9 protein-coding genes and 2 rRNA genes are annotated in these 11,671 nt (G+C 63.6%); 7 read left to right on the top strand and 4 right to left on the bottom strand.

Annotated features, from left to right (window positions below):
- The first annotated feature begins 11 nt into the window (after positions 1-11).
- Positions 12-353 (top strand): tryptophan synthase subunit beta, encoded by a 342-nt coding sequence (locus ACYUME_RS01265; RefSeq protein ID WP_279888350.1) that lies wholly within the window; start codon positions 12-14, stop codon positions 351-353.
- A gap of 103 nt (positions 354-456) precedes the next feature.
- On the opposite strand, the gene lapD is transcribed toward ACYUME_RS01265, so the two are convergent.
- Positions 457-2,403 carry a cyclic di-GMP receptor LapD gene (gene lapD / locus ACYUME_RS01260; protein WP_460417849.1) on the bottom strand — a complete coding sequence of 649 codons (1,947 nt, stop codon included), beginning with the start codon at positions 2,401-2,403 and terminating at the stop codon, positions 457-459.
- A 10-nt stretch (positions 2,404-2,413) separates the two neighbouring features.
- Positions 2,414-3,115, bottom strand: a complete 702-nt coding sequence (lapG, locus tag ACYUME_RS01255; RefSeq protein ID WP_460417847.1) for a cysteine protease LapG — start codon at positions 3,113-3,115, stop codon at positions 2,414-2,416.
- A 269-nt stretch (positions 3,116-3,384) separates the two neighbouring features.
- Here lapG and ACYUME_RS01250 point away from each other — a divergent pair, with 269 nt between their 5' ends.
- From ACYUME_RS01250 to ACYUME_RS01225, 6 genes are all read left to right on the top strand, one after another.
- Complete coding sequence (locus tag ACYUME_RS01250) at positions 3,385-4,077, top strand: GntR family transcriptional regulator (protein ID WP_279888341.1); 693 nt, start codon at positions 3,385-3,387, stop codon at positions 4,075-4,077.
- Between the two features lie 78 nt (positions 4,078-4,155).
- Positions 4,156-4,713, top strand: coding sequence for a thioesterase domain-containing protein (locus tag ACYUME_RS01245; protein WP_460417845.1), 558 nt, complete (start codon positions 4,156-4,158; stop codon positions 4,711-4,713).
- Positions 4,714-5,311: 598 nt separating this feature from the next.
- Positions 5,312-6,088, top strand: a complete 777-nt coding sequence (locus ACYUME_RS01240) for a DUF3050 domain-containing protein (protein WP_460417844.1) — start codon at positions 5,312-5,314, stop codon at positions 6,086-6,088.
- Positions 6,085-7,014 carry a diiron oxygenase gene (locus ACYUME_RS01235; RefSeq protein WP_279888346.1) on the top strand — a complete coding sequence of 310 codons (930 nt, stop codon included), beginning with the start codon at positions 6,085-6,087 and terminating at the stop codon, positions 7,012-7,014. The genes ACYUME_RS01240 and ACYUME_RS01235 overlap by 4 nt, the downstream gene beginning before the upstream one ends.
- A 10-nt stretch (positions 7,015-7,024) precedes the next feature.
- Positions 7,025-10,456: an amino acid adenylation domain-containing protein gene (locus ACYUME_RS01230; RefSeq protein ID WP_460417843.1), complete on the top strand. Its 3,432-nt coding sequence runs from the start codon at positions 7,025-7,027 to the stop codon at positions 10,454-10,456.
- A 29-nt stretch (positions 10,457-10,485) separates the two neighbouring features.
- Positions 10,486-10,953 carry an SRPBCC family protein gene (locus ACYUME_RS01225; protein ID WP_279888348.1) on the top strand — a complete coding sequence of 156 codons (468 nt, stop codon included), beginning with the start codon at positions 10,486-10,488 and terminating at the stop codon, positions 10,951-10,953.
- 371 nt (positions 10,954-11,324) lie between these two features.
- Here ACYUME_RS01225 and rrf (ACYUME_RS01220) read toward each other — a convergent pair.
- A 5S ribosomal RNA gene (gene rrf / locus ACYUME_RS01220) occupies positions 11,325-11,440 on the bottom strand.
- A gap of 109 nt (positions 11,441-11,549) precedes the next feature.
- Positions 11,550-11,665: ribosomal RNA gene (gene rrf / locus ACYUME_RS01215) — 5S ribosomal RNA — on the bottom strand.
- Positions 11,666-11,671: the final 6 nt, after the last annotated feature.

Raw genomic sequence — 11,671 nt, 5'->3', positions numbered from 1 at the left:
GGGACGCCGCCATGTTCTACGTGCAACGCAACGCTGACGGCCAGTTGCAGCGGGTAGAAGTCGCCGAGTTCGCCGGTTTTACCGACATGGTCCCGGCAGATAATGCCGAGATCCAGGAATGGTTCGCCGACGACGTCGTGGAAAACAGCCTCAGGCAGCTCAAGCAGAGCGACCTGGACATGATCCGGGTACTGGAAGACCTGATCGAAGTGCTGACCGCCAAGGGCGTGTTCAGCATCACCGACCTTCCCCCCGGCGCTCAGGCCAAGCTGCTCAACCGCTCCACCGCGCGCAAGGCGCTGGGCAGCCTGAACAACCTGATCGAAGAAGACGAGGAAGGCGGGTTGATCTGATCACTGCGCTTTAGACACATCTCCTGTGGGAGCGGGTTTACCCGCGAATACGTCAGTACAACCACCGACGCTTTCGCGGGTAAACCCGCTCCCACGGGCCCGCTCAACGCCAGGGCGCCGGCTCGCCCACCAGTTGCCCCTGAATCCCTTGCACCCCCATCTCCCGCAATACCTTCAGCTCCCCTTCGGTCTCCACCCGCTCGGCGATCAGCGGCAGGTCGATGCTGTGCGCCGCCCGCTGAATGGCCTCGATGAACAGGCGCTTGTGCCGCTCGTGGTCGATGTTGCGGATATAACCACCGTCGATCTTCAGGTAGGCCAACCCCAGGTGCGCCAGGTTGCCGATCATGCTGAAGCGACCGCCGAAGCGCTGCAGCGCCAGGCCGAAGCCCAGACCTCGCAGGCGACGGGTCAGCTGCTCCAGCACGGACTGCTCGGGTAGTTGCTCCTCGCCGATCTCGAACGTCAGCCGCGGGCCCAGCGTGCTGTTCTGCCCCAGCAGCTCATACACCCGCTGCAGCGCCTTGGGGTCGGCCAGGGTCGCCGCGGACAGGTTGAGCGCCAGCGACTCGCCATGCCCGTGCAGGTGCTTGAGCACCTTCTCCAGCACCAGCAGATCCAGGCGTGGCATCCAGCCGAAGCGCTCCAGCCATGGCAGGAAACGGCCGGCTGCCAGGGCCTCGCCGTGCTCGTCGTGCAAGCGCGAGATGACCTTGTAGTGCAGCACCCGCTCCGGCGCCTTGGCATCCACCACAGGCTGGAAGAACAGTTGGAACTGCCCCTTGGCCAGGGCCTGGTCCAGGCGCGTATGCCAGGCGTGATGACTGTCGGCGGCCTGGCCGGCAGCGCCCTGCTCCAGGCAGACCCAGCCCGGCGCGGGCTGGCTCTCGGCCCGGGCCAGGGCCTCGTCGGCCAGCTTGAGCAGCGCCTGTGGCGCATCGCCCGGCGCGTAGGGAGCAAGGCCGATGCAGGCCACCGGGTCGACATCGCTGGCACCGGTTTCGTGCAAGCTCTGCAGGGTGGCTTCCAGGGCCTGCGCCAGGTGGATCGCTTCGTCGTGGACCATGCCCGGCGCCAGCACGGCGAACTCGCCGCCGCGGCTGCGGGTGATCAGGTCCTTGGTTTCCGGGAAGTTCACACAGGTGCGACGCAACTGCTCGCCGACCGCCTGCAGCAGCTGGTCGGTGCGCTGGCCGCCCAGACGGGCATTGAGACCCGCCAGGTCCTGCACACGCAACAACAGCAGGTAACCGGCGCGCCCCTCCTCCACGTTGCTGACTCGGGCATTGAGCTGCATCTCGAAGTAGCGCCGGTTGGCCAGCCCCGTCAGGCTGTCCTGATAAGACTCGGCACGCAGCTTCTCGCTGCGCTCGGCCTGCTCGGTGAACAGTGCCTTGAGCTTTTCGACCATCTGGTTCATCGCTTGCACCACCCGGCGCAGCTCGGGCGTGCGTGGCAGCTCCGGCAGGCTGAGAAACTCGCGGCGGGCAATGGCGTGGGACTGCGCGACCATGTAGTCCAAGGGACGCAGCTGGCGACGCAGCAGCAGCGCCCCGAGCACGGCGCTGACCGCACCGCACAGCAGCAGCCAGCCCAGGCTGCCCAGGGCGCTCTGCCAGAGCTTGGCCAAGGCGAACATCGGGTGGCTGATCACCTCGACCCGCGCCGCCTGCTGCCAGCCTCGGCTGACGATGGCATCGCCCCCCGCCGGCTCCAGGCCGATCAGGTGAATGAACCAACCTGGTACCCCGCCGCTGTCAGGCTCGGCGTGACGCTCGACCAGCACGGCGTTGGAGCCCAGGTCGATGACCTTGATGCTCGAGTAATAGCCACTGTCGAAGATCGAACTGACCATCAGCTCGACCATCGCCGGATCGTCGATATTCGGCGTCAGTGACAGCGCCAGCGCCGTGGCCGCATCCTGGGCATGGGAGCGCAGCTGGTTGACGTACTGGCTGCGTGAGCTTTCCAGGCTGACCATGAAGCTGCCGCCGAAGGCAACCACCAGGAACAGGCAAATGGCAAGCAGCAATTGTTTGAACAGTGACATCTGTGCTCCTTCAGTAAACCGGTTCGGCCGGGAAGCCTTCGGCCTGCATTTTCTTCAGCAAGTCCTGCCAGCGCGACAGGCGCTTGGTGTCGCCGACCTTCTTGTTGCCGGCGGCGCCAGTCAGCCACAGGCCTTCGCCGTTGAAGGCATACACCGGCAGCAGGTCGGTACGCTGGCTGGCCGGCTTGATCGCGTCCATCAGGCTGTCGAGCACCAGCGGCTGGGCCTGTGGGTTTGAATAATAGGTCAGGACCATGTGCGCTCGATTCTGGCGCAAAGCCTTGACGTAGGTGATACGCAGCTTTTCGGCGGGGATGCCCATGCGTCGCAGGCTGAAGTACTTGGCAATGGCGTAGTCCTCGCAATCGCCCGCGCCCTTGAGCAGTGACTGCACCGGGGTGGCCCAATAGTCGACCTCGTGCCAAAGGTCGATGTCCTCGACATAGCGCAACTGCTTGTTGAAGAACAGGTTGACCACCTGCAATTGCTCCATCTCGCTGCCTTGCTTCTGCGTAGCCAGCAGATTCTGCCAGGCATCGATGCGCCCCTGCCCGGCGCCCAGAGGCCCGTAAAGAGCCTGCGCCCGGCGGCTGATCTGGGAAAAGTCCCAGTCCGCCTGGATACCGCCCAGCAGCAGGCAGCCCAGCAGCAGGGCAAGCCCCAGCCGGCGCGCGGTCGCATGCAAGGTCCAAGGTATCGCCACTGCGAACACCCGTTCAGATCAATCGAAAGCAGCGATGGTGCGGGCAGATGAGGCAAAAGACAATGGCACCATGCGATCATGCTGCCAACTGTCGGCAAACCCTCTTCGTACAAGGGGCGGCGCGTTTGTCCGGCTTCCCAAGGCTGGCGTCATGCTTCACGATAGCCGCGTTTCGTGCCGGCGCTTCGTCGCGCTCCTGATCAATCCGTTTGACAAGCCCCCCCATCCCTCACTAGGGTTATTGGATCCAATTTTCATGTTGCCGAGGCGAACCCCGCGTGGCTGAGAAACCCAAACTCCTGAGCACCGTGCTGGGTAGCGAGCAGGTACCGCCGCATCTGGCCCGCGGTGTCATCGAAGAACGCCTGCGCAGCGCCATCCTCGACGGTCGCCTTCCCCCAGGCACGGCCCTGCGTCAGCAGGAACTGGCCACCCTGTTCGGCGTCAGTCGCATGCCGGTGCGCGAAGCCCTGCGCCAGCTCGAGGCCCAGTCCCTGCTGCAGGTGGTGATGCACAAGGGTGCGGTGGTCGCGCCACTGATCGGCGAAGACGCGGTCGATACCTATGCCCTGCGGGTCATCCTCGAGACCGAGGCCCTGCGCCAGTCGATCCCCTTGCTGGATGCCGACGATATCGCCGCGGCCCGGGGCTATATCCGTCAACTGGAAAGCGAGACGCGCCACGCAGAGATCGGCCGCCTCAACCGCCTGTTCCACATGGCACTCTACAGCAAGGCGCAAAACCAGAAGCTGCTGCGCATGATCGAAATCGAGCTCAACGAAGAGGAGCGCTTTCTGCGCTTCCATCTGTCTTCGATGGGGCTGGGCAAGCTCACGCAGGATGACCACATCGCCTTGGTCGATGCCGCCAGCGACAAGCTGGTGGACCAGGCCGTCGCGCTGCTGGAAGCACACCTGAACAATGCAGCCCGCACGATCAGACGCTACCTCGATCGGCAAGCGGCCGACTGAGCCAGCAGCCCCCATGACCAGCCGTTCTGGCTGCGTGGTTCCGGGGAAGTGACCCGGCAACAAGGAACAGCAGTGCCGATGCGACAGGAAGCGACGCCCGAACAATCGTCCAGGATCCGCCTGATCTGCCTGGCCTGTACCCGGCCGCAGATGATTCAGTACCGGACCTGGGCGCAGACGCTCAGCGACCCTATCGAGCTGATTGCCGTGGATGTACCGTCCGCCGTCCAGCCCAGCACGCTCGCCACTGCGTACCCGTCCGCTGCCCTCGCCGAGATCCTGGCCGAGCGGCTGCAACCTTATCTCGCGCAACCTCACGCCGTGTTCGGCCAGGCGGCAGGCGCACCTCTGGCCCTGGCCTTGACCCAGCTGGCACAAGACAAACACCCAGGGCAAACCCGTCACTTGTTTGTTTCAAGCTGTGACAGCCCCGAGCTCAGCGCCGCACCGGTCATCCAGGTCCCCATGACCGTGCTCTATCCCCCAGGTTCGATGGCCGCCATGCTCGGCTGGCACGCCCCGGCCCGCCGTGCGCTTGAGTTGATCGAGTTGCCGCTGCCCTCGGCCGGTAGCTCCCTGCTCAACCAGCGACTGGTGCGCATCTTCAATACCCACCTCGGTTTGCTCAGCTTCTAGGTTCAGCCTCGCGCAAACACCGCCTAGATTCGGGCATTTCCACTGCTTGGCCAGTAACGTGCCATGGCAGTGCCAGCATTTTCGGCACACTCTACTCCCCGCAGCGGCCACTGATCATCAGTAGCGGGCCTGGCCGACTGCCTTTTCATTCACCTGCAGAAGGAGTCTGCCACCGGGCAAGGACCGCACGCGATCAGCCGCCCTGAAAAATGACACCTCCCCAACTCCATTCACCAGTGCTCCGAGTGAGGCATTCACTCTGCGTATTTTTCTGATCGCCAGTTATCGGAAGGGGCACTTATTGCCAAAATAAAACTTATTAAAAGTTTTATATGGGCAACTATTGCCAACAATAAATCGGCGCAACCAAATAATTAAAAAAACAATTGCAGGGAACTTTAAGTTTGTTCTAACTTTTATATCGCCAGCCACAGGCGGCCCGCGACACCGTGAGCGCAGGCTTTACCGCGCCTTGGCAGCCTTTGCATAGCGTTAAACATCGAAACTTAGTTCGAGGCGCCCACTCGCCCGAAATTTGCAAACACGCGAACTTGCATTGTTCACCAACTCTTCCATACCGATAACAAAGGACACATCCATGAGCACATTGAAGCGCACGCTTTCCGAAAAGAAACATGAACTTTCCCGTCATCCGCTATTCTCTGAAATCGACTCGCTGGATACCCTGCGCCGGTTCATGGAAACCCATGTATTCGCCGTCTGGGACTTCATGTCGCTGACCAAGCGACTGCAACAGGAACTTACCTGCGTCAGCCTCCCTTGGCTGCCGCCGACGGACCCCGCCGCCGCGCGCCTGATCAACGAGATCGTCCTGGGCGAGGAGTCGGACGACCGCCTGGAGCACGGCCACTACAGCCACTTCGAGCTTTACCTGGATGCCATGCGCGAAGTCGGTGCCAGCACCCAGGCCATCGAACGCTTCATCGCCCTGCAGCAGCAAGGGGTCAACGCACTCGACGCCCTGCAACGCGTCGGCGCCAGCGAAGCGGCGCAGCGCTTTGTCCGCGATACCCTGGAAGTGGCCCTGGACGCGCCGGCGCATCGCGTCGCAGCCGCCTTCCTGCATGGCCGAGAGAGCGTGATCCCGACGATGTTCCAGCAGATCCTCGACGAATGGGGTATCGGTAGCGAACAGGCGCCCACCTTCCGCTACTACCTGCAACGCCATATCGAAGTCGACTCCGAGGACCACGGCCCCGCCGCCGAACAGCTGCTGGCCCGCCTGGTCGATCACGATCCGGTACGCCAAGAGGACGTCTACGTGGCAGCGATCGCCGCGGTGGACAGTCGCATGGCCCTCTGGGACCGCCTGCGCGCCACGCTGCAAACGCCAGTTGCCGAGGTTGCGCAATGAATGCCCTCGAATACCGCTCCTTCGCCGACGCCTGGGAAGAGCGGGCGACCATCCGCACCCGGCCCCGCCGCCGAGTGGAGGATGACCAGCGGCTGATCTATCCGCTCAGCCGCCAGCCGCTGGTGCTCGGCGCGACGTTCCAGCGCGAATGCCCGCACTTGCGCGACTTCGTGCTGGTGCAAAGCCTCTACAAGTTCATCAACGACGTGGTGATCTTCGAGACCGAGATCGTCGACCGCACCGCCCGCCGCATCGCCAAGGACCGCTTTGCCGTGCGCTTCCCTTTCGCCTGCCGCTACGACGCGATGACCGTCGTCGTCGACGAGGACTACCACGCGCTGGTGGCCATGGACTTCCTGCAGCAGACCATCGCCCTCACCGGGATCGAGCCGATCGCCCTGCCCCAGGAGATCGAGCTCAGCCGGGCCATCCCGGCCGTCCTGGGGCTGGTGCCCGAGGCCCTGCGCGATGCCCTGGAGCTGATCTGCGTGGGCATCGCCGAGAACACCCTGACCGACGATGTCGCGGCGTTCGCCCGTGACGACTCGGTCAAGCCCTCGGTGAAAGGACTGATGGCCGACCACCTGCTCGATGAGGGCCGCCATTCGAGCTTCTGGGCCCGGCTGACCCGCCTCTACTGGCAGGCCGCGCCGCAAGCCGACCGCCAGGCGCTGGCCGAGGTGCTGCCGGTGTTCCTGCGCCAGTACCTGACCAACGACATCCAGCAAGCCTTCGATTTCGCCCTGATCGCCACGCTGCCGGTGAGCGAAGCGGTGCGCCAGGCGCTACGCGAGGAGGCACAGGGGCTGGCCTATCCGATCAATCACCAGCATCCGCTGCTGGGCAACATCCTGCGCTTCTTCCGCGGCAGCTCGATGCTCGAGTCGCCCTGCGTGCAGCAAGCGTTGCGCGACTACCTGCCCTGAGGACATTTGCATGAGACGCCTCGACATACTCCTGGTGGGTACCAGCCCCACCCTGGGGGAGTTTGCCCACCGGCTCGACGAACAAGGCCATGGCAGCGCCATCGCCGACAACGGTGACGCCGTGCGCCGGCAGCTCTCCATCGACCCTGACCTAGTGGTGGAAGACGGCAGCCTGGCACTGAACAGCAGCGACTGGCAGGCACTGGGCAGCACACCGCTGCTCAGGCTGCGCCTGGGAGCCAGCTTCGCCGAAACCCTGCCGCGCGTGGAGGTCCTGTGCTGGTGCGGCAGTGCCAGTGCCCAACGCCTGATCGCACGGATGGCCTTGTCAGCGCCGGCTTCCGGGAATGGGCAGCAGTTGCGTGAAGACGCCCGCCAGGCCCTGTACGACCAGCTGGCGTTGCAGGTCAGCCGCCAGGCCCGCAATCCGCTGTACTTGCCGGAGGCTCCCGCGATCAGCCCCGGCGTACAGGAGCGCGAGCATGGCCTGGACTGGCTCGAAACCCTGGCCTATCGGCATCCGTTCAACCGCACGCTGCGTGCCGATCTGCTGGAGCAGGCCGAAACCTGCCTGGTCGAGCAGCTGGAGCATAGCCTGCGCGCGTACGCCGAACGTCCTGCCATCAGCCATTCGAGCCTGCGCTGCAGCTACCAGCAACTGCACGCCCGCGCCATCGGCATCCAACGGGCGCTGCAACCGCTGCTGTCTGCCAGTGGACGGCAGCAACCGGTGGTTGCCGTGTGCATGGACAAATCGCCAGCGCTCTATGCCAGCCTGCTGGCGGTGCTGGGCTGCGCGGCCATCTACCTGCCCCTGGATCCAGGCACTCCGGCCGAGCGCCGACGCCGTATCCTCGAAGACGCCGACGCCTGCGTGCTGCTGCATGACGGCCAGGGGCCTGTGGATATCACCCAGCTGGACGTGCGTGACCTGCCGGCCGCCCAGGACCGGCCGCTGCCGAACCTGGCCTTGCATGACACCGGCTCGGAACAGCCCTGCGTGGCGATCTATACCTCCGGTACCACCGGCCTGCCCAAAGGCGTATTGCTCAGCCGGCGCAATCTGGCGCACTTCACGGCCTGGTACCGCGAGCATGTCGCGCTGGACGGGCACAGCCGGGTCCTGCAGTTCTCCACCATTGGTTTCGATGCCTCCCTGCTGGATATCCTGCCGACCTTCATCTGCGGCGCCGAGCTGGTGCTGCCCGATGAAGACCAGCGGCGCGACCCTCAGCAGCTGGTGCAACTTATCCACAGCCGGGAAATCAGCCACGCCTTCCTGCCACCGGCACTGCTGAGCATCCTGCCGCGCGAGGCGCACCTGGGCCTGAAGCACCTGGTCACCGGTGGCGATGTCTGCGAGCCGGAGGTCATCGCCCGATTGGCCGGGCAATGTCGGATGCACAACATCTATGGTCCGACCGAAACCAGCGTACTGGCCACCACCCGGGTATTCGCCGCCACTGACGGCAACCGCAACCTGGGCGTGCCGATCGCCAACACCCAAGTGCTGATACTCGATGAGACATTGCAGCCGGTGCCTGAGCAGACCCCCGGCGAGCTGTACATCGCAGGTCCTGGAGTCGGCCTTGGCTACCTGAACAATCCGATTCTGAGCAGCGAACGCTTCATCGAGCTGCAACTGCCCAATGGCCATGCGCTGCGCGCCTATCGCACAGGTGACATCGGCAAGTGGACCGCGCAGGGCATCGAATTGTCTGGCCGGCGCGACAACCAGGTGAAGATCCGCGGCTTCCGTGTCGAACCGGAAGAGATCGAGCATTGCCTGCGTGATAGCCGACTGTTTGCCCAGGTCGCGGTGGTCATCGACGCACAGCGTCGCATTCTCGCCTTCGCCGCCAACCCCGAAGGCGACGCTGCCGAGGAGCGACTGCGCGAGCATGCCGAACGCTGGCTGCCCGACTACATGCGCCCGATGTTCTACCAGACGCTGGAGCGGATGCCGTACACCGCGAACGGCAAAGTCGACCGCCAGGCACTGTCGATGCAGCCTCTGGCCCTGCCAAGCAGCCAGCGGCTGCAACCGCGGACCACCACCGAGCAGCGCTTGCGCAGCCTGTGGGCTGAGCTGCTGGAGCTGCCCGAAGTCGATATCTCCATCGACGACAGCTTCTTCAACCTCGGCGGTCATTCGATTCTGCTATCGCGTCTGCTGCTAGAGGTTCGTCAGCAGTTCGGCCAAGGCGTAGCGATCAACCGCTTCATCGAGCAGCCGACCCTGCAGCGCCTGGGAGCGCTGCTGGACGGCGACGATGATGCCCTGCAGTCCTCGTTGGCCCTCCTGGAACAGGACGCCAATCGCGAGCTGGACCTGCAGGTGCTGCCGATGGAGTGCCTGGGTGATGTGCATAAAGTGATCGTCACCGGCGCGAACAGCTTCCTCGGCGTGCATCTGGTCGAGGCCTTGCTGGAGTGGGGCGCCACCGAAGTCGCCTGCCTGGTACGCCGCGCCGGTGGGCAGTCCGCCGAGGAGCGCTTCGCCCAGGCCCTGCGGGACAACCACATCACCCTGGACGTGCACCGGGTACGGGTGTTCGAGGCCGACCTGCGCAAGCCACGCCTGGGGCTGGCCCAGACCGACTACGACTACCTGGACAGTCAGTACGGCGCGCTATTGCACAACGCCGCGCAAGTCAACCATGTACTCGACTACCAGGTGCTGGCGGCGGACAACATCGATCCCCTGTTCGAGTGCCTGCGGCTGTGCGAGGGCCGGCGCAAGAAGATCTTCAACTTCGTCTCGACCTTGTCCGCGTGCAGTGCCGTGGACAGCAGCGGGCGCGTGCTGGAGAGCGATCCGGCGAACACCCCACCGATCTACATCCGCAATGGCTACAACCTCAGCAAGTGGGTAGGCGAGCGCATCCTCCGCCGTGCCCGCGAGCAAGGTGTGTGGGTCAACCTGTTCCGCCCCGGCAACATCACCTTCGATAGCCGTACCGGTGCCTGCCAGCCCCAGCGCAACCGACTGATGCTGATGCTCAAGGGCTCCTTGCAGCTGGGCCAGGTGCCAGGGCTGGAGATCGACTTCGACCTCATGCCGGTGGATTTCCTATCCCGCTTCATCGCTTTCCACAGCAGCCGCCACCAGGCCGGCCAGTGCGTGTTCAACCTGCACAACCCCGAACCTCTGCGCTGGCGGGATTACCTGGCGTCGTTCCGCGAGCAGGGGCATGCCTTCGAGCTGGTCAGTGTCGAGCAGTGGCAACGCCAACTGGGGCGCGTCGATCGCGACAACGCGCTGTATGACGTCCTCGGTTTCTACCTCGACGGTTTCGAGGAAGACATCGGTGACATTTCCGACATTGCCCACGACAACGCTCGCGCCGGGGTGGACCGCATGGGCACCCATTACCCAAGCAAAAGCCCGGAGCTGCTGCGCCGTGGCTGTCGCTATCTGGCCGACATCGGCTTCATCTGATCCCTTACACACAACAGGAGCAACAAGACATGCAAGCACTCAAGCCCGATACCCTGATCCGCAATCCGCAAGGCTGCCTGGTGGTTTCCAGCGTAGAGATCGCTACCTCAGCCGCCAGCGTGTGGAACATCGTCGGCAACTTCGCAGGCTTCCCGGTTTTCATCCCGGCGCTGGCGCATATCGAGATGACAGGCAGCGGCGTGCGCTCGATACGCAAGAAACTGTTCAAGGATGGCAACGTGGTGATCGAGCAGCTGAACAGCCGTGATGAGCAGGCCATGAACATGACCTGGAGCCTGATCTACACCAGCCTGAACATCGGCAATCTGTGGGCCGCCATGGAAGTGCAGGCGATCGATGCCAGCCGCAGCCGTGCGACCTGGACCATCCAGGCCGAGCCCTGGGAAGGTGGCCCAGAGGCCCTGCCGGGCTTCCAGGCCTTCCTGCAGGGCTTTGCCGATGAGGCGATGGGCAATGTGCGTAATCTGCTGAGCTGATACCACTGCCAGGGGCGTATGCCCTGATAACAAAAAAGGCCGCTCCCAACCGGGAGCGGCCTTTTTTTGTCTTGGATATCAGGGGTCGGGGATAGCCGTTCGGACTGCGCTGACGCGCAAGGAACAGCGCTCGCTGGTAATCCACGCACTCTGTGCGAGCGGGCTTGTCGGGGCGCCGAACCGCCGCGAACACCGGCGTAGCCGGTGCCAGGCTCTGCGTTGGATTCTTCGCGGGTAAACCCGCTCCCACAGGGGTCGTGCTGTGCCTGTGAATGCTGTTCCCTTCACGGCCCGCACAGGGAGCTCGTGCATCGAAACCCTGAAAAGACAAAGCCCCCGACCGCATCGCGATCAGGGGCTTTGGATTTGAATCTTGACGATGACCTACTCTCACATGGGGAAACCCCACACTACCATCGGCGAGGCGTCGTTTCACTGCTGAGTTCGGGATGGGATCAGGTGGTTCCAACGCTCTATGGTCGTCAAGAAATTCTGTGTGCCGAACCGTCCTGGGGACGTGTCAGCGAATCTCTGTACTCTCTACTTAAAGACAAAACCCCTACCTGCTCGCGCAGATAGGGGTTTTGCGAAATGAATCTTGACGATGACCTACTCTCACATGGGGAAACCCCACACTACCATCGGCGATGCATCGTTTCACTGCTGAGTTCGGGATGGGATCAGGTGGTTCCAATGCTCTATGGTCGTCAAGAAATTC

This window comes from Pseudomonas sp. microsymbiont 2, assembly GCF_054788395.1.
The sequence above is the reverse complement of the archived record's forward strand: the minus strand, read 5'-3'. Positions and strand labels throughout refer to the sequence as shown.

What these genes read in the sequence shown, in the direction of transcription:
- ACYUME_RS01235 (WP_279888346.1), top strand. Translation starts at nt 6,085, where the DNA reads ATGAATGCCCTCGAATACCGCTCCTTCGCCGACGCCTGGGAAGAGCGG.
- ACYUME_RS01245 (WP_460417845.1), top strand. Translation starts at nt 4,156, where the DNA reads ATGCGACAGGAAGCGACGCCCGAACAATCGTCCAGGATCCGCCTGATC.
- lapD (WP_460417849.1), bottom strand. Translation starts at nt 2,403, where the DNA reads ATGTCACTGTTCAAACAATTGCTGCTTGCCATTTGCCTGTTCCTGGTG.
- ACYUME_RS01265 (WP_279888350.1), top strand. Translation starts at nt 12, where the DNA reads ATGTTCTACGTGCAACGCAACGCTGACGGCCAGTTGCAGCGGGTAGAA.
- ACYUME_RS01230 (WP_460417843.1), top strand. Translation starts at nt 7,025, where the DNA reads ATGAGACGCCTCGACATACTCCTGGTGGGTACCAGCCCCACCCTGGGG.
- ACYUME_RS01225 (WP_279888348.1), top strand. Translation starts at nt 10,486, where the DNA reads ATGCAAGCACTCAAGCCCGATACCCTGATCCGCAATCCGCAAGGCTGC.
- ACYUME_RS01240 (WP_460417844.1), top strand. Translation starts at nt 5,312, where the DNA reads ATGAGCACATTGAAGCGCACGCTTTCCGAAAAGAAACATGAACTTTCC.